The organism is Pseudoflavitalea rhizosphaerae (genome assembly GCF_003991355.1).
Taxonomy (GTDB): Bacteria; Bacteroidota; Bacteroidia; order Chitinophagales; family Chitinophagaceae; genus Pseudobacter; species Pseudobacter rhizosphaerae.
Window position 1 is genome coordinate 306,359 of sequence record NZ_RCSU01000004.1, and the last position, 25,979, is coordinate 332,337.

The following is a 25,979-nucleotide window of genomic DNA, read 5'->3' on the forward strand; positions in this document are numbered from 1 at the left end:
TCCCTATTGATTACTTTTTTAAACAGTTCTTTCAAGATGATTAGCTCTCACAGCCTGAAACCCTGGCTCTGCACGGTGTTGCTGCTATCCACCGGAACACTGATGGCGCAAAGACATGGAAAGAAAGGATCGAATGCAGATACCACAGGCAAACCCCCAGCCATGCCGGCTATGGCAAAATCCGGACCGAAACCTTATCGTGAAGTTATTACCGCAAAAGCCCAAACTGAAAAAGGGCTGTTCCTGGTGCATAAGATAGAAGACAGGTACCTTCTTGAGATACCGGAATCCATGCTCAGCCGGGATTATCTCTTCTCCACCCGCATTGCAAAAGCAGCGGCTGACCTGCGCAGCTCCAACTCCATGTCGGGATACGCTGGTGATGCCGTCAATTTCAATGTGATCAGCTTTCAGAAAGGGCCGAATAATAAACTTTTTCTCCTGAAGAAAAGTTTTTCCGAGTTCTCTGCCGATTCAACCCGCGATATGTATACGGCTGTAACCCGCTCCAACGTACAACCTATTGCAGCCAGCTTCGATATCAAAGCTGCCGGTTCCGATTCCAACGGAGTGGTGATCGATTTTACTGATTATATCGCAGGCGATAACGATGTATTGCATTTTGATGGCGACCTGAAAAAAGCCTGGAAGCTAGGCGGACTGCAGGCTGACAAGTCCTATATCGCAGGTGTCAGTTCCTTTCCGCTCAATACGAATATCAGAACGGTGAAGACTTATACGCGCGCAGGGGAATCAGCTTCTGGTACAGCTACCATCGAACTCACCACTTCGATAGTGCTGCTGCCTGAAGTGCCGATGAAGCCCAGGTATTTCGATCCACGCGTAGGATATTTTGCTGTAGGTTACACAGATTTCGATCAGAACCCGCAAGGCATCAAACAGCTGGTGCTGGCCAAACGCTGGAGGCTGGAACCGAAACCCGAAGATGTGGAGCGATACAAAAAAGGCGAACTGGTAGAACCTCAAAAGCCCATCGTCATTTATATCGATCCCGCCACTCCCAAAAAATGGGTGCCATATCTGATCCAGGGTGTGAACGACTGGCAACAGGCATTCGGGAAGGCCGGTTTCAAAAACGCGATCATGGCAAAGACCGCACCCACACCGGAAGAAGATCCTACCTGGAGTATGGATGATGCGCGTAATTCAGTGATCGTGTATAAGCCAAGCTCTGTGGCCAATGCCAGTGGCCCCAGTACTGCCGATCCCCGCTCCGGCGAAATACTGGAAACACATATCAACTGGTATCATAACGTAATGGAACTGCTCCGCAACTGGTATATGGTGCAGGCCGCAGCCGTTGATCCGCGCGCCAGGAAAATTCAGTTCGATGATGAACTGATGGGACAACTGATCCGATTTGTTTCTTCTCACGAGGTAGGACATACGCTGGGACTGCGTCACAATTTCGGGTCCAGTTCCACTGTGCCCGTTGAAAACCTCCGCAACAAAAAATGGGTGGAAGGGAATGGACATACGCCCAGCATCATGGACTATGCCCGTTTCAATTATGTAGCACAGCCGGAAGACAATATCTCGGAAAAAGGCATCTTCCCACGTATCGGTGATTACGATAAATGGGCTATCGAATGGGGCTACAAATGGACAAATGAAAAACTGGAAACAGAAACAGCCATACTGAGCAGGCTTACAACAGAGAAGCAAAGCAACAAGCGACTCTGGTTCGGCACTGAAACAAACAGGGATGATCCCAGGTCACAGAATGAAGACCTGGGCGATAATGCCATGATCGCCGGTAACTACGGAATCAAAAACCTGCAACGCATCCTGCCCCAACTTCCCAAATGGACTGCCACTCCCAATGAAGGATATGCGAACCTGACTGCCATGTACAACCAGGTTGCCGGCCAGTTCGGTCGTTATGTTGGTCATGTGGTGAAGAATATCGGTGGAATAATGGAAACACCCAAAATGGTGGAGCAGGCCGGACCTGTGTATGAGCGCGTGCCCAAAGAACGCCAGCAGGCAGCGATGGAGTGGTTGAAGAAACAACTGTTCACCACGCCCACCTGGTTGCTCAATAAAGAGATCACCGGCAAAGCAGGGATCGATGGTGTTAAGTTGGTGGGAAGACTGCAGGACCAGGCAATGAACAAATTATTCGATGGCCGCCTGATCGATAAGCTGATCACGGCTGAAACCGAAGGCGGTGCAGCTTACACTGCCACGGAATTCATCACTGATCTGAAGAATATCGTCTGGACTGAACTGGCAACGCGCAAGCCCATCGATGTATACCGCCGCAATTTGCAGAAGGATTATATCATCCGTGTGGAGCGGATCTTCAATCCTGTGCAAACCCGCTCCGGTTCCAGCGCTGTGAGCGCCCTGGCATCTGCATTGGGATTGCCTGCGCCTATCAATGAAACCGGTGATGCCTATTCCATCTACAGGGCAAGTATGAGGGCATTACGTGCAGAGATCAAAGCTGCATTATCTGCTATTACGGATAAGCCTACCCGTTATCACCTGGAAGATATGGCGGACAGGCTCGGCAAAATGCTCGATCCTAAATAGTATAATGTGAAAAGATACTCAGAGAGGGCTGACAAAATATGTCGGCCCTTTTGCATTATCGGGGAGCAGTCGCTCGCGTCCCCGCGAGTGACGGCTATTTGCTCGCCTCCGGCGAGCGCCGTGTCGCCGGAGGCGACGGAATATAAGTCACTCGCCGGAGGCGAGCGACTGCCAGCACGCTGATATTATTGGGAAAGTTGTTGTTTCAGCATGTCTGCCACCACTTTATCGATGGGCAGCGTAACACTGTCTGCGGAGAATTTATCCAGACTGATATATCGGAAAGATTCCGTTTCACCACGTTCTTGGTAGATGGCTAACTGCGCTTCGTCGAACTCGAATTCAGTACTGCGGATGGGGGACCTGATGGGTTCCAGGGCTTCCACGAAATAATAGATGGAGATGATCTGATGTGCGGGATTAAAGGCGCTCATCTGGAAAAAATCTGTGGTATAGAGATGATCGGTTACGCGTACTTCGAGGTCCATTTCCTCTTTGAATTCACGTTTAAGGCAGTCGCGTGTTCCTTCGCCGAATTCCAGTCCGCCTCCTGGAAATTTGGTATAATACTTACCGCGGATCAGTTCATCGGCTACCAATATGTTGCGTTCCGGTGTCAGCAGGATACCGTAAACTCTTACATTGAATTGTGCCATACGCTAGAATAGTTTTTTCTTCAGGAAGAAGTAGCCGATCACCAGGGAGATCATCAGCGATAATCCTACAGGAATGTAGAAGGCAAACGGTGAATTGGCATAAGGGATCGGAACGTTCATGCCATAGATACTGGCAACGAGTACCGGAACCGTAAGTACGATGGTGATCACAGCCAGTCTTTTCAACACCTGGTTCTGGTTATTGGCGATGATGCTGGCAAATGCATCGAGGGTAGAGCTGAGGATATTGGTGTAGATATTCGCCATTTCAAGGGCCTGTGAATTATCTACTATCAGGTCCGCCATGAATTCTTTCTCGGTTTCGTTGAGTCCGAGGAAATTGGTCCTTTCCAGTTTCATCAGCAGCATTTCGTTGGAGCGCAGAGCTGTAACGAAATACACCATGCTTTTCTGGATACGCATCAGTTGCAGGAGCTCTTCGTTCCTGTTGGCGGCGTAGAGTTTTTGTTCCAGGAGGTTCCTGCGCTGGTTGATCTCTTTCAGATGCTCCATGTAGGTCTGGATGATCTTTTCAAAGATCTTCAGCACCATCATTTTCCGGTTGTCCGGATGACGGTTCTGGAAAGTGTGCAGGAATTTTTTGATGGCGCCGTTCTCGAAGGAGTTCACGGTCACGATCTGGTTGTGCGTAAGGATGATACTGATGGGGATGGTGATGTAGAACGCATCGCTCTCGTTGAAGGAATTGTTTTCCGTGGGCGTTTTGATCACGATCAGCTTCACGTTGTCGGCTTCTTCGAAACGCGTTCTTTCATCGATATCAAGGGAGTCTGTAAGGAAGTCCAGGGGGATATCCAGTCCTTCGGCCAGATCGGAAAACTCTTCCTGTTTCAGTGGCGGCAGAATATTCACCCAGGCGCCGTTTTCGGCCCTGTCTATCGCTACCGTCTGGTGATTGATATTTTTGAAATATTGTATCATCGGCGGCGCAAAGGTAATATGGCTTTTCGAATAGCAATTTTATTTTTTGTTATCGCCTGGTTAGGCGGAAAGGGGATGAAAATCAAGGAGAAGGGACAGGGAATTGAGGGGATTCCGGTAAACGGCGGAAAGCAGGGAAGCGGCTCTCCGCCGGTTTGCCGGAGGAGGGATCATGCCGGTTCTGCAGTGATGGGATCAATCACCCGGTAGATCCTGTTGACTACATTGGCGGGGAAACCGCCTTTGGATGCATGTAACCTGATCATTTCTTCATTTGGTGCATTGTAAATGCAATAGATCTTATCGCCGCCTACATAGCTCTGCACCCATTGAATGGAAGGGCCGAGCTCGTTCAATACGGCGCATGATTGTTGTGAAATGGCCTGCAACTGCTCCTGCGAAAGCTGGCCTGCCCCGGGAATTTCCCGTTCGATGACGAATTTTGGCATAATGAGCGTTTTAAGGTTAAGAATAGAAAGAGGAAAAAGGGAATGGGCAGGATTAGATCATTAGAGGATATTGCTGAGGATGGTTACATGTAATTTACGAAAATTAATCAGGATCTATGCCGGCCCTTGCCAGTGGCAACGTAGCTTTGCGGCCATGAATGCGCCAGCACAGCTCAACGCGGAAATAATCGAACGTACCAGGAAATGGATCATGGAAGTGGTGATCAAATGCAATTTTTGTCCATTTGCCGCGAGGGAAGTGAAGTGTGATAGCATCCGATATGCTGTAGATCCGGCAATCACCCAGAAAGAAGCCCTGGCTGCCTTGCTGGAAGAATGTAAACTGATGGATAGCGATGAACGGATAGAAACCACCCTGCTCATTTTTTCACAGGGCTTTAAAAGTTTCAGGGAATACCTGCAATTGGTGGAGAAGGCTGATTTGCTGGTCCGCAAAAATGGTTATGAGGGCATTTACCAGATTGCCAGTTTTCATCCTGATTATTTTTTCGCCGGCGCTCCGATAGATGACGCCGCTAACTTTACTAACAGGAGCATATATCCGATGTTGCATATCCTGCGCGAAGCCAGTATCGAAAAAGTGCTGGAGCGTTATCCCGAACCCGAAAGGATTCCCGAAGCCAATATGCGTTTCGCCCGCGAAAAAGGTGCAGCTTATATGAAGATGCTGCGCGATTCCTGCCTTTGATCCAGAAAAAAAGCGCAGCCTGTAGAAAAGCGCTGCGCTGACAAATTATTCGTAAACTCTTATTGCCTGATCAACCTCAACAACTGCTGCCCGGAACTACCCTGGAACAGCAGCAGATAAATACCGGAAGGTAAGCGGCTGATATCTTTTATAATTGTTCGCTGACCCGGCGGAACAGGCCAGGTGGCTACCGGACGTCCATTCATGTCGTACACTTTGATTTCCCGGTAAGCTATATTGCCTGTACTGATAACGATATTACCTGCGGATGGATTGGGAGAAACCGTGAGCTGGTTATCGCTGACACTTATTTCCCTTGTACTGTTTTTCAGCACGGTCATCATGCCGGAACTGGCGCAATTATCTATCCGGAACCAATTGAATTTCGGATTGCCTGATATTACATGAATGCCTGTGTAAGTCAGTGCAGGCAAGGTAATGGTATCTGTGATCGTTTGCCAGGCGCCATCGGTTGAAGGGATTGATTTGATTCCGAAATTATACGTGCTGTGTCCTACTTTGAAGGAGGCAGGGGCCGTTGTGAGAACGCGGAAACTGATTCGATACAGACCGGCAGCGGGAACATTCAAAGTATTGTAGGCAAACCAATGCCCTGGCGCAAGGCCGGTGAAATTCTGTCCACCACCAGCATCCGTACAGGCTTCCAGTGAAGGACCTGAATGGCGGAATGCGCAGCTCTCTGCTTCATGGTGCATGCTCCATTCACAGGCAAGCTGCACCAGTGAAGTATCACTGAAATCCTGCCAGTGAGCCACCACCTGGTAAGTGCCGGGCACGGCATTGGCGGTGAGCAGACCGGCAGTGTCGATACTGTTTCCAGCGCCTGTTACCGTAAAGTTGATTCCCGGCAATTGAACAGGCTGATCATTTACATCGTAACCTGTTGCTGTGAATTGGCGGCTTTCTCCAATAAGCATCGTCACTGTATCCGGGGAAAGTTCAAGTTTGACTGCAGGAGGAGCGGCGGCACAGTTATCGATCGTAAACCAATTGAAGCGGAAGGACCCGCTTACACCATGAATGCCGGTGTACGACAAAGCGGGAAGTGTTACCGTATCTGAGATGGTTTGCCAGGCGCCGCCGGTTGAAGGCACCTGGATGATACGGAAAGTAAAGGCGCCATGTCCGATCCTGATGGAAGCGGGAGCAGAGGTGGAAACGCGTAAGCGGATATTGTATTTTCCGGCTGAAGGCACTTTCAGGTTGTTATAAGCGAACCATTTACCAGTGGTGACGCCCTCGAAGTGTTGCGTACCGCTGCTATCGTCCGTAAGCACAGGCGTGAGTCCGGGAGCGCGCGAAGAAGCGGATTCCGCTTCATACCGGTTGTTTACCGTGCAGGTATAACCGATTTTTAGATCGAGTGTGCCGGTAATGCCTGCCGAGCTGGCGCTGACGGGAAAGGTGCCGGGAATATTGCCGGCAGTGAACAGGCCTGTTTGGGTGATGCTGTTTTGCGAACCGTTTGCGCTCCAGGTGATGGTGTCCGTTAGAGGCACCTGTGTATCATATTGATCGTAACCTTTAGCTTCGAATTGCTGGGACGCGCCAACAGGCACTATCAACGTATCCGGAACAATGGCGATCCTGGATAAGGCAGGAGTACCCAATACATTCACCGTCGCCTGGCCGCTTAATGATCCGGAACTGGCGGTGACCGTGAACAGTCCAACCGAATCTGAACTGAACAATCCGGAACTGTTCACTGCTGCGCCGGCGCCGGTATGCCAGGATGCTGCCGGTGAAAGCATGATATAGTTGGAGTCTGCATCATAGCCCAATGCTGTCAACTGGATGGAACCGCCGGTAAAGATCCTGGCGCTATCGGGTTGTACAGTTATGGCGCTTACTGCATGATCAGAAGCAGGCACGATTTGCAGCCAGTTGAAGTTCCAGCCGGAGTTGTGCGATTGTACCCTGATCGTTTTTTGTCCCGGGCCGAAAACGACAGGAGCGGATGTGACCGTCATCCATTGCTGCCAGCCGCCGCTGGATGGTAGGGTAACAGTGCCCAGCTCCGTAGTATCATGATAAATGGAAATCCTGGAAGGTGTACTTACGGCTACCCTGAACCGGATACGGTAAGCCGATGAATCGGGCACATCGAGATCATATTCGTACCAGCTTCCGTTGCCGATATAGCTAAGGTTCAGCACACCGCTTGTGTCTGCTGTAGTTTCAGTGCGGCCGCCATTGGAATTATCGAAATCCTCCGCTTCGATCCGGGCAGGCACGGGTTTGTAATTGACCGGCCGTATATTGATATTGGTGCTACCCTGTACCGTGAATGTATCCACATTGGTTATAGCAGTGACCAGGCCACTGCTATTCACTTGCGCAAGACCGTTAGTATCGATGGTATTACCATTGCCTGAAATGCTCCAGGTGGGCGTTATGCCTGGCATAAGATGACCATTCTGGTCCAGCACTTTTGCCGTGAATTGCTGTGCCTTTCCGGGAAGTACGGAAATATTGGAAGGAGAAACGGAGATGGAATCGGGATAAGGCGTGCCCAGTCCTTTCTGTGAAATGCGCACATAATCCACCAGCATGCTATCGGGCCAGTCGGCGTCCACGATCGTTCCTCCCATACCTCCGCCCATCGCGATATTCAGGATCACGTAGAAAGGTTTATCAAAGGGCCAGTCTTTCCAGTCCGTATGTGGGTTCACGTAAGTATAGAAGCCAATGCCATCATGCGTGAAGCGGAGTGAATCGGGGCTCCATTCCACTCCGTATACATGGTAGGCTGTATCGAGGTCGGGTATTATCTGGTTGCCTCCGAGGTTGCCACCATTTGTCCAGTTCTTATTTTCGGTATGCACTGCGCACATGGCCTTACCGAAGTTGTTGCCTACATGTTCCAGGATATCTATCTCACCGCTTTTTGGCCAGTTACCATAAGCGTTTGTAGTTGGCATCAGCCAGAATGCAGGCCAGGAGCCCCTTGCGCGTGGCAGTTTTGCACGCATTTCAGCTTTGCCATAGAGGAATTCCATTTTGCCCAGCGAGATCACGCGAGCAGAGGACCAGGGTGCAGCCGGATCACCTGTTGGATAATTCTTCTTTCCTGTGATCACCAGGTTGCCATTGCGTACCCGCGCGTTATCATGGGAGGAATCCGTGTACACCTGTTGCTCACTGTTGATCCATCCTTTCGGACGTGGATCAGTGGTCCATTTTGTGGGATCAGGTTGACCTGTATAATCGAATTCATCATTATAGATCATCGTCCATGCAGGATTGCCATCAAATATCACGGCCCCCCTGGCTGTGTAAGCGGCCGCTTTGGGATTTTGCAGTGCGGCGGAATCCACGCTAAGGCGAAAAGTAGTGGTGGAATAATTGGCAGGGGAATTACCGCCGAGTTGAATATTCACAATGCTGTCGTTCATTCTTAGGATACTGCTAACCGTTACACCCGGTGGTAATGCTGAAGTATGCCAGTGAGAAGGTTCTATCACTGTTTTGAATATATCGCCTGTGATTTTTACTTCGATGGTTTTCCCGTTTTCATTACCCATAGGAATATGTTGGCTGGTGAGCCGGATACTGGTGGGATTCGGCGCTTCGATATGATCGAAGTAGAGAATGCCATTTGCTTTTTTCCCATCGATGAACTGGATGGTGATCCGGTTGAGATCAGTGCGATGATTGATGCCGGTGAATGTGAATTCCACTTCTTCCCATGTGTTCAGGTTCTGGATCCGGTACGTTTTGAAAACGGCCTGTGTGTAATCGCTGCCGGGTTGCAACTTGAACAATACTTCTTCGCGCACATTACTGTATACGCGCATCCGGAAAGTAGCCCCGGCTGAAAGATCGAGTGGTGCAGGCAGGCTGCAACTGGCGGCCATATAGGGGGAGCAGGTAGTGTCTTTCGTGAATTTGGCTACCTGTGAACTGGGGTTGACCCCAGATGGGGCAGGATTGGTTGCATTGAATACTACAGTTCCGGTGGCGTTGGCGCCGGCATTGTAGATCCATTTACCGGAACCAGGACCATTGCCTTCCATATCATCGATAAGGATGTATTGTGCATGATTGTTGCTCCATGCTATGATGCAAAGAAGCAGTATGAGTAAATTTTTCATATGCAAGCAGGTTTAGATTTGAAGAGTAATTCAAATAAAAAGTGTGTGGCCAGGCCGGAGTGTGGCCAGTCGCTCGCCTCCGGCGAGTGACCGGTATTGGTTCGCCTCCGGCGAACACCGCGTCGCCGGAGGCGACTAAATAGAAGTCACTCGCCAGAGGCGAGCGACTGGTCACACGCTAAGTAAATTACATAGGGATCAAAAGCACGGCATCGGCAAAAACAAATCCATCGGCTCCTTTATTGGATATTTCCACAAATACATTTTTTCCTTTTTCCAGCCTGTGTTTACCAAGGCTGATCCATTCACCGGAGGTTTGTCCTTCCACCGTTATAGCTGCTGCTTTGATATCAATTTGTTTGCTGCTGGTTCCATCGAACAAACTAACAGGTATAACCGAAGAAATGCCGGACAGTTTGGGAATATAAGTGTACACCTGGTAATCGCCGGATTGTTCGAGGGCCGGAAGGAAACGGATCGATTTGGGTGATTTGCCTTTACTGCTGTCTATCAGCATCGACTGACCATATGCGCCTCTCTTGTGATGGCTCCAGTTGCCTGATTGTTGTACATGCGCGGTATCGTCGTTGTCAACAACAAGCTCCGGAGTTTTTCCATTCATCAGGGGATCTTTTGCCAGCAGGGATTGAATGGCTTTTACGTCAAGATCCTGAACAGTTGTTTTTTCTTTGATGGCGAGCGTTGCTGCGATGGCGGCTGATTGCCCTAATACCATGAACACTGGTTCCATCCGGATGGAGCCGTAGGCGATATGGCTGGCAGATAAACAAACCGGCACCAGCAGGTTGGTGCATTCAGTTGCTTTTGGAGTGATGGAACGATAAGCAATGGGATAAGGGCCGAATCCGCCGATCTCCACATTGCCTTCATTCTTCACCATACCGTTCACCACTATACGCTGACAATTATGTGAATCCATGGTGTAAGCAGCCAGGCCAACCGCATCATCAACTGTTTCCCTTCCTTCACAATTGTGCTGCGTCATCACATAGGCGCCGATCATACGTCGTGATTCACGCACATACAGTTGGGGCGACCAGTGATTGTTTTCTATGTACTCATCCTTTGGGTATCCCCATTGCAGCATCTGTTTGCGCAGGTGTTCCGGCATCCGTTCATCATGACCAATAAAATAGAGCAGGCCCTTTGTATAATCTTCGTGTTCTTTAATGATCTTCTTACGCGTGGCATAATCGGCTTCAGGATAATGGTGGTTCATGCCGATCATATCCGTTGAAATGGGACCGTTATTGTTGATATCGGTCTTGTTGTTGGGCATGAGGTCAAATTTCAGGAAGCCCCAGAGGTCGCCCGGTACTTTGTGTTTAAGGTAGCGAAGCAGGAGCTCGTAGCGGGCCGGATCATAGTTGTCCGGTTGGGTGATGGGCACCATATTGACAGGGTCCCTGCTAAGACAGATCCTGAAATTATAGGCTTGTACTTTTTTGTCGCCGCTTCCCTGCGGAGCCAATGCGCCGTTGCTTATTCCCCAGATCAGGCCGCTGCTGCTGTCGCCGGGAATTTTGTAGGGATCGATACCATCCGGGAACTGATGTCCTTCAAGCACCTGAACGCCGTTATAGGTTTCTTTGTACAAGCTATTGTCCTCACGGCCTACTGTATACGAAACGCCGGCTTTAGCCATTAGATCGCCTTCATAGGAACAATCGAGGAATACGCCTGCGTCGATCTTCTTCATACCCTTTCCGGCAACGGAATCTACAGTAATGGAAATTATCTTCCCACCCGTCATTTCCACGCCAGTCAACTGATGGCCATAGATCACCTGCACATTTGCATCGCTGATCAGTTCTTTCAGGATCTTCTCTGCAACATGTGGCTCGAATATCCATTGTTCAAGTTTTCCATAATGTTTACCAACGCGGCGATAGAAATCGAGGGCCAGTCCGCTGATAGCATATTTATTACCGATATCGGTATAGCCGAGACCGCCGGAAGTGAGCCCGCCCAGGCGCTGGCCGGGCTCTATCAGCAGTACTTTCATATTCATTTTGGCGGCAGTATAGGCGGCCACCACACCGGCGGCATTGCCGCCATAGATGCAGATATCGGTCTTTGTATTTTCAGTATTGCTTCCACAGCTTTGCAGGCAGGTGATGCCCGAAAGGAAAAGCAATACCATTCCGAAATATTTCATAATCCAGTTGCATTAAAATTGAGAGAATAGTGGTGCTAGTATCCCGGATTCTGATCTTTGGTGGGGTCCAGTGCTGTATTGCCATTGAACTCACGGGGAGGGATAGGCCAAAGCATGTGTTTTTCTGCAACCGTCAAGCCTTCCACTTCCTGGATCACTTCCTGCACAAGACCGAGGCGTTTCAGATCGAACCAGTGTTTGCCTTCCCCAATGGATTCATAGCCGCGTTCCAGCACTACGCGCCGTACAAAGGCATCCAGCGAAGGGAAGTCTGCAACAGCAAAATCGAGAGAGGGGTCCGGAGTTTTGGCTGGCTTACCATATGCGCGGCGGCGCACCATATTCAGTTTTTCTACGGCATCGGCAGTAACTGCGTTAGTGGACACAGCTTCAGCTTCGGCATAGAAAAGTAAAACATCGGAATATTTATAGAGCGGGTAATCATTGTTTCCCTGTTGAATGGTTGCCGTGCGGTCGCTGAATTTTTTACAGAGCACCGTTGTTTTCTGCGCAACGCCTACATCCGATGGATACCAGTTGTAGTAGTACCGAAGATCAGCCCTGTCCCAGTTTTTCAGGAAGGGATTCAGTGAGTCGCTGTAAATGGTGGCAAAGCCTCCCGGAGGGAAATGCGTGGTTTTGGTGGCGTGCAGGTATGCAAGGTATTGAAAACCCTGTCCGGATACTTTGGAAGAGTACTTGAAATAGAGGATCTCTTCTGATGTATTGTTGGCGTCACGTCCATAGAGTTGTTCAAAGTCTTCGCCCACTTCAACCGGCACCAGTGAATATTTTTTCGATTCAATCACTTCACTGGCGGCGCGCTTGGCAAGATCATATTTTTTCAGGGTCAGCGCCACTTCTGCCAGTGCGGTCTTGGCGGCCCATTTGGTGGCTGCGCCGATGAGCCGCGGACTTTCCGGAAGGTGTTGTTCTGCAAACAGCAGGTCGGATTCGATCAGTTCATATATTTTTTCCGCGCTGGTTTTGGGAACATTGATGGAATCGAGATTGTTTTCAGTATGCAATGGAATGCCATTCCAGTTCCTCACCAGGTGAAAATAATAGAGCCCGCGCAAGAACCTGGCTTCCCCGATATACTTGTTCTTGTCTGCGTCCGAAACAAGCGGCGCAAGTGGCGCCTTCTTGATGATCAGATTGGCATTGCGAATGCCTTTGTAAAAATTGTTCCAGGTATCGGTAATGCGTCCAACATTGGTATTGTCAAGACCCTGGTAGCTATTCATAGGTGAAAAGCTGCCGCGCCCATACATGTATTCAGTGTTGATCTCCTGCTGAATGGTGTAGAAGCCACCGAAAGTGGAGAGGTAACGGACGGTCTCATAAATAGCATTCAAGCCTGATTCGATCTCAACATTTGTTTTATAAAAATTTTCCTCGGCCATCGCCTGGGGGCGCTCGTCGAGCCATTTGGAGCAGGAGGCCAGCAACAAGAGGCTAACACTCGCAGTTATCAGGAATAATTTCATATGGAATATTTTTGATGATTAGTTTTTAGAATCCGCAACGAATACCAACAGTGAACGATTTGCTGTTGGGGTAAGCAGTATAGTCAACGCCCTGCACCATGGAATTGGCGCCTCCGTAAACATTCACTTCAGGGTCATAGCCGGAGTAGTTGGTGATGATGATCATGTTTTGGGCGCTCACATATAGTTGAGCGGATTTTACGGCTTTCGTTTTCAATTTTGCAACAGGGATATTATAAGCCAGTTGGATATTCCTGAACTTCAGGTAAGATCCGTCCTCCACAAACCTTGTTGAGAAATTGGCTGAGATCTTGCTGGATGGCTTCGGATATTTTGCATTGGTTTTATCGGCCGTCCAGTGATCAGTGAACACTTCTTCGGGTTGATTCAGGCCCCATCCCATGTCCAGTGTGCTGGCCTTGTTGAGGTTGAAGAGATCGTTCCCCTGTGATCCCTGGATAAAAACAGTGAGCTCAAAGCCTTTGTATTTGGTAACGGAGCTCATGCCGTAAATGAAATCAGGATTGGGATCGCCAATCACACTGCGGTCAAGGTTATTGATGGATTTATCGCCATTCTTGTCCTGGTATTTGATATTCCCGGTTTCTGTATATCCTTCAGCAATATAGCCGTAGAAAACATAAACAGGCAGGCCTTCACGCAACAGGTTAACATAGTCGTTGATGTTCCCGGTGAAAATATTGGTGCCATTGATGTCCTGGCCTTTGTATAATTTTTCCACCTTATTCCTGTTGAAGGATATATTGCCACTCAGTTCCCATTTCCAGTTGGCGTTGCTGATTACGGTTGCATCTATTCCCAGTTCTACACCTTTGTTACTGATCTCGCCAACATTTTGCAGCGAAGTCTCATATCCGAATGATGTTGGTAATTGCACTTTGTTCAGCAGGTATTTGGTATGCTTCTGATAATAGTCGGCAGTAAGGCGGATCTTGTTGTTGAAGAGGCCGAGGTCGAGACCGATATCCACCTGGTCCGTCAATTCCCATTTCAGTTTGCTGGAATATTCAGGTCGGGGGGCGTAACCGATAGTGAGTGCATCCCCGAAAATGGTGTTATAGGGTTGGAGGATATTGAGCGACTGGTAGGGGCTGATAGAGGTATTGCCGGTACGGCCGTAAGAGGCGCGCAGCTTCAGGTCAGATACTGCGGGCAGGCCCTCCATGAATTTTTCATTGGATGCTCTCCAGGCAATGGCTGCCGAAGGGAAGTTGGCCCAGCGGTTTTCCGCGGAGTATGGGGAAAACCCATCACGGCGGAAACTGAAGGTAAGCAGGTAGCGGTTGTCGAACCCGTAATTGATCCTGCTGACATAAGACAGCAGCACTGTTTTTGCATAGGTGGTGGTGGGCAGGCCGGGCACAGCAGCTGACTGGATGCTTCCGGTAAAAACTTCGTTGCTGAGGAAATCAGTGGCATTACCTGATCCCATGCTGGTGCTTTTATCCATCTGCGCCATTACGCCTCCCACTACATCAAGACTGTGCACGCCACCAAAGACATTTTTATAGTTCAGGATATTTTCATTGAGCAGGCTGGTGAACTGACTGGTGTTCACATTGGCATTGCCCGCAGAGTTCAGTCCATAAGGGTCCCTGTTCCGGAAATTGTCGTTGCGCTGATTGCTGTTGAAGATATTTCCGGAAACCCGTAGCGACAGATTTTTGACGGGCACCACCTGGAGGTTCACGTTGGCTACGATATCATCCACCTGGAAACGGTTGGTGACTTCATTCTTAATGGCCAGCGGATTGATGATGGCATTGGAGATAAATGGATACACGGTGTTCAGCCGAACATATTTCCCATCCGGCGTATAGGGCTCAACGGTAGGTGGCGCATACAGCATGCCGCCGAACATATCGCCGCCACGATTGCCCAGCTGGGAATTCTGCGTACTTCTGTCTGTTCTCGTATAGGCGGCAGTAAATGAAACTGTAGCAGCCCTGCTTAAATCATGTTTAATATTTGTTCTTAATGAATAGCGGTTGTAATCGGAATTAGGAATGATGCCTTCCTGCAGGAAAGCGCCGCCGGAAAGGAAGAAGCTTGTTTTCTCGGACCCTCCGCTGACGCTCACATTGCTGGTATACATGGGCGCTTTGCGTAAAAGAAGGTCCTGCCAGTCTGTTCCTTTGATATTCCGGAAAGAATCAACCTGCTGTTGTGAAAAGTATGGGGCCAGTCCGTCGTTTACGGCCTGCTCGTTGTATAAGGAAGCATATTGGAACGGCGAGAGCAGCTTCATTTTTTTCGTGATCGATTGTGTGCTGTATCCGAGATGGAGCTTCACTTTTGCGGGTTGGTTCTTTTTTCCGGAATTGGTGGAGATGAGCACAACACCATTGCCGCCTCTCGATCCGTACATGGCGGTGGAGGAAGCGTCTTTCAGGATCTCCACTGATTCTATGTCTTCATTCTGGAGATAGGTAGGGCTGCTGGGCAGGCCATCGATGATGTACAATGGCTCATTGCCACCCAGGATGGAGTTGGCGCCGCGGATGCGAACACTGATGGGACTTCCGGGAGCGCCATTATTCTGGATCACTCTCACGCCTGCTGCGCGTCCGCTCAATGCCTGTATAGCATTGGTGGTGGGGAAGGAGCTGATATCGCTTCCCCTGATCTGTGAAACGGAACCGGTAAGGTCAGACTTTTTCACGCGGCCATATGCGATCACCACGATATCTTTCTCTTCATTTTGAGCAGCCGTGAGTACTACATTGATAATGGAATTGTTCCGGTCCACAACAATTTCCTTCGATTCATAACCAACGAAGGAGATCACCAGCGTAACGCCGGGTTCTGCATCAAGGGAAAAGGTTCCATCAGAGCCTGCATTGGTTCCCCGGTTGGTGTTCCTGATCATGATGCTGGCTCCCGGCAATGGCTGTCCGCTTTCATTCACAACCCGCCCTTTGATGGGGATATACGGAGCTGCTATTTCCAGCAGGGAGTCCGTTTTCTGTTCCGGTGTTTCTTTCGACTTCACCACTATTATCGAGCCTACAATTGACCAGGTGAATGGCTGGTTCCTGAAACATTCTTCCAGCACTTCTTTCAATGGTCTGTTGCGGGAACGGACAGTTACCTTTTCTCCTTTTTCGATCAGCGACTGGTCGAAAAAGAAAACATAATCGCTTTGTTTTTCGATGATGTTGAATACCCGGGCCAGCGGTACTTTCTCAACATTCACTGTTACTGTCTGGCCGAACCCTTCGGCCCAGGCCTGCAGGCTGAACAATAACAACAGGACTGCGGTTAGTTTCATAATGAGCAGCGTTTTAGCAATCGGTCTCCAATAGAGACGCGTGGGTTTGCAATCAGGGCATAATAGCATACCTTTAAGTTGTATTTACATTAACAATATCTCTCCCGGAATCCCCGGGAGAGCTCTGGCAAAGAGACTTGTTATGGATACGTTTTAAGCCGGCAGTGCTCCAACACTCCGGCTTAGTTTTTAACGGTCCAGTATCGTTATTTTATTTCCATCCAATTTTGTATACACTTTACTTAATTCAAGTACTTTCAATACTTCCTGCAGATCGCTTTTCCTGGGGATCTTACCCCCGAATTTCTTGTCGGGTATTTTGCCTTCGTACACCACATCTACATTGTACCAGCGTTCAATCTGGCGCATCAGCACAGGCAGACTGGTACGATTGGTGATGAAGTAGCCATTCTTCCAGGCTACCGCTTCCTCTGTATCTATATTGTTAACCACCCTGAGGCCGGTCTGATCACTTGATTGCGCCTGTTGGCCCGGCTGTAAATTCATGGACTGATGGTGGTGTTCTACATTCACTGAGCCTTCCAAAAGGGTGACAGCTTTGGAGGTTTCATTTTCATATGCCATGATATTGAACTGAGTGCCCAGAACATTCACCTGCATATTGTTTACTGTAACACGGAATGGTTTCTGCGCATCTTTCGCAATTTCGAAATAGGCTTCGCCAGTTAATTCTACTTTCCTTTCTTTCCCGGGAAATGAAGTGGGGAAATGAAGAGAAGATCCCGCATTCATCCAAACCTTGCTGCCATCGGCCAGTTGCAGCTGGTATTGTGCACCCCTTGGTGTTTTCAGGGTGTTGTACACTACAGGTGCGCTTGCATTTCCCGATGCATAGATCACCTGGTCATTGATATTTGTGATCTGCGCATTACCCTGTGCAGGGATATTAGTGGTGTTGCTGCTTTCCAGCTGAATGGTGCTTCCATCAGCCAGCACAAGGATGGCTTTGTCGTTTCCCGGTGCAATGCGGACGGGTGTTTCAGGAGTTTCGGCAACGATGTTCCCGGGCTTGTCTTTTGAAAGCACCAGGTACAATGTAGCGGCAGTCAGAAGAACAGCTAATGATGCAGCAATGCTGTAGGTGACCCGTCTTTTGCGGAACCTGTCGCGAATTTGCACCTGTTGATTCCGCGCCTCAATTTCGGAAAGCAAGGCTTCAGTTTTACCTTCTTCAAAGAAAGTGGCAGAAGCAGGGACCTTTTCCCAAAGTTCATCAACCAGGGATGTTGCTTCGGGGTCGTTGAGCAGTTGTTCCAGTTCGGCAAGCTCGGAGGAGCTGGCTGTGCCTTCACTGAATCTTTCCAGAATGAACTTGAGGCGATTCTTTTTATCCATAAGAATTCAACGGTTGTAAGGCCGTTCTGAAGGAAGACACAGTTTTTTTCAGAAAGGGGGTATTGAGGCTGGAAAATATTTTCAGATCATTTCAGTGGAAGAACCTGATGAACAAAAAGATAAAAAGCGGGAGATGGGTATTTACATATTTCCTGATGGAGCTGGTGGCTATCTGCAGGTATGATTTTACAGTTTCCCTGGATAAATTAAGTTCTCTGGCGATCTCAACATATTTGAGCCGCTGGTAACGGCTGAGGATAAAAACTTTTTTCTGTTGGGGCGGGAGTTGGCTGATGGCCTTGTGAAGCAATTGAATTCTTTCCTCCGTGGTCAGTTCAGCATCCGGAGGAAGATTCAGTTGTTGCTTTTCCCAGTTCAGTTGTTCTGCGCGTTCCCGCACCATTTTCCTGAGCACATTGAGTGCATGATTTTTGGAAACAGCGAAAAGCCAGTGTTGAAAATTCTGTATTTCGGGAAGTTGTGCACGTTTCTCCCATACTTTGCAGAAAATATCCTGGATATTTTCTTCGGCAAAAGTTTTCGAAGAAGTGAGTTGATAAAGATAGATACCAAGTCGATGGTGGTAAGCATGGAACAATGTGGCGAAAGCTTTCTGGTCGCCTTCAGCTACCTGCAATAGCAGGCTGGCTTCATTATGAGGATTTGGTGCAAGCAATGGTCAGACATAAACAGTTAAACGCAATTTAAGGGTTTTGATGCGGTGGCAAAAAAAATATCCGGGAACTCCGGATATGATCTGGTATTTTTAAATAGATATGATCAGGACGCGTCCGGCACACTGATGGTTCCGGAGAAAACTCTTTCGGCGGGGCCGCAGAGCCATACATTCTCGAAAGTATCGTCGTCAACCCTGTCGAATTCAACACTGAGTTTGCCACCTTTGGTGTGAACGGTAACGTCATTGAAGCCGCGTTCGTTGTGGTAACAAACGAGAGCAGCAGCGGTAACGCCGGTGCCACAAGAGTAGGTTTCGTCCTCTACACCGCGTTCGTAGGTGCGAACTGTGATCTCGTCATCATTCTTCAGCTCAACGAAATTCACATTGATGCCTTCTTTGGCGAAGTGGTTGCTATAGCGGATATCCATTCCTTTTTTGTATACATCCATTTCCATTACATCGGTAACCATCTTGATGTAGTGTGGGGAACCGGTATCGAGAATGAAATCGCCGTGATAGTCTTTAATGGCAGATACATTTTTCATTTTGAGCGCTACTGTGCCGTCATCGTCGATCTCGGCTTCATGTTCACCATCTGATGCGATGAACTTGTACATGGTGCGGCGGATGCCCTGGTGCCAGGCAAATTTTACGAGGCAGCGTCCTCCGTTGCCGCACATGGTGCCGGGGCGTCCGTCAGCGTTATAGTATTTCATTTCGAAATCGTAACCGGCTTTAGTGTTGAGCATCATCAGGCCGTCTGCGCCGATGCCGAAGCGGCGGTTGCAGATCCGGTTCACTTGTTCGTTTGTCAATGCGTCGTACTGTCCGTTCCTGTTGTCCAGGATCACAAAGTCATTGCCTGTGCCCTGGTATTTGAAAAACTGTAAGTCCATAAAAATTATAACCCTTTGAGTATATCAATTGTTGTGGTGATGAGTTTGTCCATATTGGCCGCTGCATTGTCTGAAAAAGTCCTGTCCACCCGGTTGGCCACGATGGAGCTGAGCGACAGGCAATGATGCCCCAGTAATTTTCCCAGACCATAGATAGCTGCCGTTTCCATCTCAAAGTTAGTGATCCGGTGCTGACCAAACGAAAAATTGGTGAGACGATCTACCAGGTCCGGGTGGCTGAGGCCCAGCCTCAATACCCGCCCCTGTGGGCCATAGAAGCCCGGGCAGGTAACCGTGATACCGTGCTGGAAATTGGTTACGAAATGTTTCAGCAGGGCGGGGGCGGCCGAACTGATATAAGGTTGAGAGATACGGTGATTCAGCTGTGTTTGGGTGATAAAGCTCTGGAGTACCTGTCTTTCTTCTTCATTTTCCTCGATCCTGTAAAAGTTGAGGAGATTATCGATACCCAGGCCATGAGTGCTGGCCACCCAGCTGTTTACCGGGATGGAGGATTGAAGAGAGCCGGAAGTACCGATCCGAACGATATTGAGAACAGTGTGATCATGCCTGATGGTACGTGTTTTGAAATCGATATTTACCAGGGCGTCCAGCTCATTCAAAACGATATCTATATTATCTGGGCCGATGCCGGTGGACACTACTGACAGTCTTTTACTGCCAACATATCCCGTATGGGTTACAAATTCCCGGTGCCGTCTTTTAATTTCGATCCGGTCAAACTGGCTACTGACCTTGCTTACACGGTCGGGATCCCCCACAGTGATGATGGTGGTGGCGAGCTCTTCAGGGAGGAGGTCCAGGTGGTAAATGGCCCCCCGTTCATTGATTATCAGTTCAGATTCTTGAATTGTTCCCATAAAAAGTATCGATAGTTCTTGTCAAATATCGAACAATTATCCTACTTTTGCACTCCCTCAATGGTTCCGTGGCCGAGTGGCTAGGCAGAGGTCTGCAAAACCTCCTACAGCAGTTCGAATCTGCTCGGGACCTCTTACTCAAGGATCGCCTATCGGCGGTCCTTTTGTTATTTTATACAACTTTAGAGAAAACGCCTGATTTTCAGAAGAGTATAACAGGTAGCTCCAAGCGCCGCGACGTACCTTTATATAGCTATAACATAGTTTATTCCCCGGTTCCTCGACCATTTCCTCGACTGAAAAATGCGGATTCTATGTTGTATGCAATCAAACCCGGCTGTTTTCGACCCCGTCTCGATGGGACCTCAAACATTCATATTCAATACTGTTATGACAATGTACACAAGACCCTCCTGGATACCGGGTTAGTGATCCACGTGGACTTCTGGGACAAGAATAACTCGACCATTTTGCCTGATCTCCCTATTGAGTATGGCAGACCTGCCATTTTGAACGAATCCTTATTAAAACAAATGCGACTGGTGGAGGATGTGATCGCTTATGCCACGAAGAAGAACATTGAAAACAAAGGGGCGTTTGTAAAGCAATTTTATAAACCGGATCTGGACATCTATTCCCTGGATGAATTAGTAAGAAAAGCGGAGCAGGAGAAAGTAGAAGAAGAAAAGAAAATACAGGATGAGATACGAACGGATGTTTACAAACAAATCGAACTGTATATACAGGCGAAAGAGAAGAATATGTGCAAAGAGTTTCCTGCTGCTTTCAGGAACATGGCATATCTGATGCGATGTTATCAGACTTCCAGAAATATTACTATCACATTTGATTCATTTACGGCTGACTTTTATCAGGACTTCGTGGATTTTTTGTCTTATGAACACGTTCAAACAAGACGCAGGAAGATCATTGTGGGGCTAAAAGTGAATACATTCGGAAAAGTAATAAACCAGCTTCGCCGCTTCCTGAACCATAGAATAAAAAAGAAAATAATTGCACCTATCGATTTCAGCGAATGGGGAAGTATTGGGGAGGATTCCGATGCTGTCTACTTGACCTGGGAAGAAATTGAAAAGATATATCAGGTAGATCTTAGTGCCCATCCACACCTGATCCCTTATAGAAATGATTTTGTATTGGGTTGTCTCACCGGACTTCGTTTCAGTGATTTTTCAGCACTGGATTCACCAGATGTTCGTGGAGATTACTTACACAAGAAACAATATAAATCTTATCACAGGGTAGTTATTCCACTCCGAAAAGCAGCGAAGGAAATTCTTCAGGGAAGGTTCATTGATGGTTATGTCCCGCTCACCAATGCTGAGTTCAACCGACATATAAAAACAGTTGCCAGGCTTGCTGGTATTACGGAGAAAGTAAAACACTCTTATAAAAAGGGAAAAAAGCGAATTGAAGAAGTAAGAGACAAATGTGATTGGGTTACATCACATACCTGTAGGAGGTCTTTCTGTACAAATGAATTTCTTGCCGGAACGCCGGTTGAATTAATCATGAAGATTAGTGGCCATAAAAGCCTGAGAGATTTTTACAGGTATATAAAAATCACACCGGAAGAAGCTGCCCAGAAGATGAAAGAAATCTGGGAAAAGCGCAATGCTGAACAGGAGAAATATCAAGCTCTGTTCTAAAATCAATAATTGATCAATAAAATGATATATCATGCAGTTAATTCAGAGCATTCAAAACAAAAGAGGAATTTTCTATTTGTCTAAACATGGGCAGATAGGTAAATATGGGGGCTGGATGGAAATGCAGCCCCCTTGTAATTCGATATCCAATATTCAGATTAATTGCCCCACCTAAAATTAGCTGGTTGTGTGGATATGTTTTTTATGTAATCCCTGACTGGATTTACATAATTCACACATTTGGGGATTGATCATATCTTTTCCGGAAGATAAATGTCGAACCTTGTTCCCTTATTCAGCCCACTGGTGGCAGTGATCAGCCCTTTATGGTTTTCCACTATTTTCTTGGCTATGGCTAACCCAATACCTGTACCGGGATATGCTTCCTGGTTATGCAGGCGTTGAAACACTTCAAACACCTGTTCCTGGAATTCAGCTTCAAACCCTATTCCGTTGTCTGTAATACTTAAATGGCAGTAGGTTTGTTGCGGCAACAGGCGTGGATTGTTCAATTCTTCACCTTGTATACTTTTCCCTTCGATAATGATATGCGGGGTCCGGGAAGGATCTACAAATTTCAGTGCATTGCTCAGGAGATTCTGGATAAGCTGATAGAATTGAAAAGGGATGATGCGGGCATTACAGACGCTGTTCACTTCCACTATTGCTTTTTTCTGCTCAATCACTTCATGCAGTTCCGCTATCACTTCATGTATGATCTTTGAAATATCAGTAAGTTCGATGGTGGTGTTTGTTGTATTGATCCTTGAAAAGGTCAGCAGGTCTTCTATCAATACTTTCATCCGTTCTGCGGATGATTGTACCTTTTCAAAATACTCATTTCCTTTCTTGGAGAGGTTTTTACTTTCCTCCCTGGTAATGAGATTTACAAAAAGCCGGATCTTACGCAGTGGTTCCTGCAGGTCATGACTGGAAACATATGCGAAGGATTCCAGTTCCTTGTTCATTTTCCTGAGCTCTTCATTGGCTGCCTGTAATTCTTTTGTACGTTGAAGCACTGCATTTTCAAACTCCAGTGATTGTGTTTTCTGTTTCTGGATCTCTGTATAGGTGCCGATCCAGAGTTTTATTGCTCCTGATTGGTCCCTGTATGCTTCCCCACGACTCAAATGCCACCTGTATTGTCCATCTTTTCCTCTTAATCGGATCTCGATCTCAAAGTTCCTTCCCGTAGCAATCGATTCATTCCAGGAATCTCTGGCCTTTGCTTTGTCTTCGGGATGAATGACGCTTTCCATTTCCACGGACTTCAATTCTTCCAGGTTTACACCGGTATAATCTATCCATTGCTGATTGAAGTAAGTTCTTTTGCCATCAGCGTCTGCAGTCCAGACTTTTTGCGGCATGGTATCTGCGATAAAGCGGAATAGTTTGGCTGCTTCCTGCTGGATATCGATCTTTTCTTCCAGTATTTTGGTGTCGATACGCTGTTTGTTTACGGACTCGGTAATGTCGGTAATGGCCAGCAGGATCAGTTGTTCACGATGGGCCTGTTGAAGCACTCTTCTTGCATTCAGCCTGATTATGATCTTACCTAACCTGGGGAATGTTTGTTCCACTACAAAATCCTTGAAACTGGAATTCCTGGAAATGATGTCTTCCAGCAATATCCGCAGTTTCGGGATGTCCCATTGCCGGTTACCGACATCGTACAACAGCATGCCTTCTGTTTCTTCTTCATTCAAATGGAATTGCCTGTAGAAAGATTTGTTGGCTGTTTTGATCCGGAGGTCTTTATCCAGGATGATCATCGGATCATGTATGGTGGATATGATGGCTTCGGAATATAGATAAGATTCATTCAGGAGTTCATTGCGGGTTTGCAGTTCCTGGTTGGTGGTTGCCAGTTCTTCATTGGCAGACTGGATCTCTTCTTTTGAGGTTTCGAGCTCTTCATTGATACTGCGTAATTCTTCATTGCTGCTGACCACTTCTTCATTGGCGCTCTGCAGCTCTTCAATGGCAGCTTCGTGGTTATGGCTGATGGTACGCAGTTCATCTCTGTAGGCGACCATCTCTTCTTCCAGCCTGGCAATTTTCCGCTCATTGGCCCCTGGCGTATTTTTCAACTTTTTAGATGCCTGTACCGGGTCTTCCTGTTCCTGTTGGGTAAACAGTATCAGTAAAACTGGTTCATCCCATTCTTTGCCCAGTGGAACAGCTTCCAGGGTAATGACTGTTTTACCGCCATTCAATTCGATACCTTTTTTGAGTACCGGTTTTTTTGTTTTTGTGGCTTTGGAAATGGCATTTCTCAACTCAAAGGCTATTTCCGGGCGGGCCATTTTCAGGATGTTCAGGCTGGCCCTTCCTGCAGGATGCTGAAGATATAATGAGGTGGAGCCCCGGAATTGCAGTATTTCCATTTGCTGGTTGATCACAACGCTGGCCGGCACATAGCGCGACAATAACAGGAGGTTCACCGCATTATCGAGCCCATTGGTGTTGGTAGAGTTCCGGGATGGTTTGTTCAACAGTTCCGGGATATAGTTGGCTGATGGGGTAGAGCGGTTGAAACGGTTATCCGGCACCGGTAGTAAGCCTGAACCGGAATTCTTCTTGCGGGAATAGATCTTAAGATTTTTATTGAAAGCAGAAAAGAGCTGGGCCGATGAGCCCACTGTTTCTGATTTTCCAAGCAGCAGGAAGCCATCAGGGTTCAAGGCATAATGGAAGGTTTCAATTGCTTTTTTTTGTGCAGCAGTATCGAAATAGATCAGGAGGTTGCAGCAACTGATGAAGTCCACCCGGGAAAAGGGCGGGTCGCTCAGGAGATTGTGTGCTGCAAATACGCACATATCGCGTACCGTTTGCGTAATCCGGTAATCCCCATTGGAGCGCGTGAAAAATTTTTGTAAACGTTTGGGGGAAACCTGCTCCAGTTCCTGTTTCGTATATACGCCAATGCGCGCCTTGCTGACAGCCTGGTTGCTCAGGTCGGTTGCAAAGATCTGGACCGGGATATCCCTGAACCTGGTTTCCTGGATCTCAAGCAGCAGCATCGCCATGGAATAAGCTTCTTCACCCGTTGAACAGGCGGTAACCCATATGCGAAGCGGCTCGCCTGTTTTTTTTGTTTTCAATAATTTGGGGAACAGGGTAGTTTTTAGATATTTACAGGCTTCAGGATCCCGGAAGAAGTTGGTGACGTTTATCAGCAGGTCGTTATACAACGTAGTTGTTTCTTCTTTTTTGTCTTCCAACCAACCTGCATATTCTTTCAGTGTTTTTATTTTGTGCAGCAGCATCCGGCGAAGGATCCGCCGCTTAACGGTATTCATTTTGTACAGGGCAAAATTCACACCGGAGGACTTGTGCAGGAGGTTCAGGATAAACTTCAGGTCCGGATTGTTATTGTTGATATCATCCTCGGTGGTTTGCTGCGTACCATTTGACCGAATATAGGGATGCCTGCTGAGCCGCGTAAGTTCGCGGGCGATCTCCTCCGGCGGCAGTACAAAATCAACAACACCTGCAGCGATGGCGGATTGGGGCATGCTGTTGAATTTGGCTGTATCGTCCTGGGCAAAGGTCAACCCCCCTTCATACTTGATGGCTTTCATCCCTTTGGTTCCATCGTTAGCGCTGCCTGAGAGAATAACACCGATCACATTTTCCTGGTGTTTCTCCGCCAGTGAAGTAAAGAAGAGATCGATGAGCATATTCACACCCCGACTTGGGGATCTGGGAAACAGTTTGATCTTGCCATCCACTACTTTCATCTCCTTATCCGATGGCATCACATAGATATTGTCTGGTTGGATCTTCGTCTTATCTGTTACTTCCTGCACTGGTATCTTAGTGCTCTTGCTCAACAATGAAGCAAGAATGCTTTCATGTTCCGGACTGAGGTGCTGCACATAAATGAATGCCATGCCTGTAGTGGGTGGAAGATGCTTTATCAACTTTGTCATGGCTTCAAGGCCACCTGCTGAAGCGCCAATAGCTACAATAGGGAAGGAATCCTTTGTTGAGGGGGATGATTTGGCTGACTTTTTATGAGTGGTAGTTCTTGCAGCAGGGACTTTTTTTACCATTAAGAAACCGTTTTGTTCAGGCAAACAGTGAGCCTGATATTGCATAAA

15 protein-coding genes and 1 tRNA gene are annotated in these 25,979 nt (G+C 47.9%); 4 read left to right on the forward strand and 12 right to left on the reverse strand.

Annotation, left to right across the window (positions count from 1 at the left end):
- Positions 1-36 precede the first annotated feature (36 nt).
- A complete protein-coding gene (locus D9Y29_RS09275; protein WP_127127303.1) occupies positions 37-2,559 on the forward strand; it encodes a zinc-dependent metalloprotease in 2,523 nt (840 codons plus the stop codon).
- A 185-nt stretch (positions 2,560-2,744) separates the two neighbouring features.
- On the opposite strand, the gene D9Y29_RS09280 is transcribed toward D9Y29_RS09275, so the two are convergent.
- The 3 genes from D9Y29_RS09280 to D9Y29_RS09290 form a co-directional block, all read right to left on the reverse strand.
- Positions 2,745-3,215: an NUDIX domain-containing protein gene (locus tag D9Y29_RS09280; RefSeq protein ID WP_127127305.1), complete on the reverse strand. Its 471-nt coding sequence runs from the start codon at positions 3,213-3,215 to the stop codon at positions 2,745-2,747.
- A 3-nt stretch (positions 3,216-3,218) separates the two neighbouring features.
- Positions 3,219-4,157 carry a magnesium transporter CorA family protein gene (locus D9Y29_RS09285; RefSeq protein WP_127127307.1) on the reverse strand — a complete coding sequence of 313 codons (939 nt, stop codon included), beginning with the start codon at positions 4,155-4,157 and terminating at the stop codon, positions 3,219-3,221.
- A 170-nt stretch (positions 4,158-4,327) separates the two neighbouring features.
- On the reverse strand, positions 4,328-4,606 hold the full coding sequence (locus D9Y29_RS09290) for a DUF4242 domain-containing protein (RefSeq protein ID WP_127127309.1): 279 nt from the start codon (positions 4,604-4,606) through the stop codon (positions 4,328-4,330).
- A gap of 154 nt (positions 4,607-4,760) precedes the next feature.
- Between D9Y29_RS09290 and D9Y29_RS09295 the strand changes: the two genes are divergently transcribed.
- Entirely contained in the window at positions 4,761-5,315 is a 555-nt protein-coding gene (locus D9Y29_RS09295) for a DUF1415 domain-containing protein (protein WP_127127311.1), read from the forward strand.
- A gap of 59 nt (positions 5,316-5,374) precedes the next feature.
- Here the strand turns inward: D9Y29_RS09295 and D9Y29_RS09300 are convergent, their stop codons facing one another.
- The 8 genes from D9Y29_RS09300 to D9Y29_RS09335 all read right to left on the reverse strand — a co-directional run bounded on the left by D9Y29_RS09300 (position 5,375) and on the right by D9Y29_RS09335 (position 20,203).
- Positions 5,375-9,430 carry a carbohydrate-binding protein gene (locus D9Y29_RS09300; protein ID WP_127127313.1) on the reverse strand — a complete coding sequence of 1,352 codons (4,056 nt, stop codon included), beginning with the start codon at positions 9,428-9,430 and terminating at the stop codon, positions 5,375-5,377.
- Positions 9,431-9,617: 187 nt separating this feature from the next.
- Positions 9,618-11,609, reverse strand: a complete 1,992-nt coding sequence (locus D9Y29_RS09305; RefSeq protein ID WP_127127315.1) for an FAD-dependent oxidoreductase — start codon at positions 11,607-11,609, stop codon at positions 9,618-9,620.
- A gap of 35 nt (positions 11,610-11,644) precedes the next feature.
- Complete coding sequence (locus D9Y29_RS09310) at positions 11,645-13,099, reverse strand: RagB/SusD family nutrient uptake outer membrane protein (protein ID WP_127127317.1); 1,455 nt, start codon at positions 13,097-13,099, stop codon at positions 11,645-11,647.
- 25 nt (positions 13,100-13,124) lie between these two features.
- On the reverse strand, positions 13,125-16,391 hold the full coding sequence (locus D9Y29_RS09315; protein ID WP_164735329.1) for a TonB-dependent receptor: 3,267 nt from the start codon (positions 16,389-16,391) through the stop codon (positions 13,125-13,127).
- 189 nt (positions 16,392-16,580) lie between these two features.
- Positions 16,581-17,747, reverse strand: a complete 1,167-nt coding sequence (locus D9Y29_RS09320; RefSeq protein ID WP_127127322.1) for a FecR family protein — start codon at positions 17,745-17,747, stop codon at positions 16,581-16,583.
- 91 nt (positions 17,748-17,838) lie between these two features.
- The gene (locus D9Y29_RS09325) at positions 17,839-18,423 is read right to left on the reverse strand and encodes an RNA polymerase sigma factor (RefSeq protein WP_127127324.1); all 585 of its coding nucleotides are present in this window, start codon (positions 18,421-18,423) and stop codon (positions 17,839-17,841) included.
- A 104-nt stretch (positions 18,424-18,527) separates the two neighbouring features.
- Positions 18,528-19,322 (reverse strand): diaminopimelate epimerase, encoded by a 795-nt coding sequence (dapF, locus tag D9Y29_RS09330; RefSeq protein WP_127127326.1) that lies wholly within the window; start codon positions 19,320-19,322, stop codon positions 18,528-18,530.
- A gap of 5 nt (positions 19,323-19,327) precedes the next feature.
- Positions 19,328-20,203 carry a nucleoside phosphorylase gene (locus D9Y29_RS09335; protein WP_127127328.1) on the reverse strand — a complete coding sequence of 292 codons (876 nt, stop codon included), beginning with the start codon at positions 20,201-20,203 and terminating at the stop codon, positions 19,328-19,330.
- 62 nt (positions 20,204-20,265) lie between these two features.
- On the opposite strand from D9Y29_RS09335, the gene D9Y29_RS09340 reads away from it, so the two are divergent.
- A tRNA-Cys gene (locus D9Y29_RS09340) sits at positions 20,266-20,336 on the forward strand.
- Between the two features lie 400 nt (positions 20,337-20,736).
- A complete protein-coding gene (locus tag D9Y29_RS09345) occupies positions 20,737-21,873 on the forward strand; it encodes a site-specific integrase (RefSeq protein WP_241237884.1) in 1,137 nt (378 codons plus the stop codon).
- Between the two features lie 251 nt (positions 21,874-22,124).
- On the opposite strand, the gene D9Y29_RS09350 is transcribed toward D9Y29_RS09345, so the two are convergent.
- Complete coding sequence (locus D9Y29_RS09350) at positions 22,125-25,931, reverse strand: chemotaxis protein CheB (RefSeq protein ID WP_164735330.1); 3,807 nt, start codon at positions 25,929-25,931, stop codon at positions 22,125-22,127.
- Between the last annotated feature and the right edge of the window lie 48 nt (positions 25,932-25,979).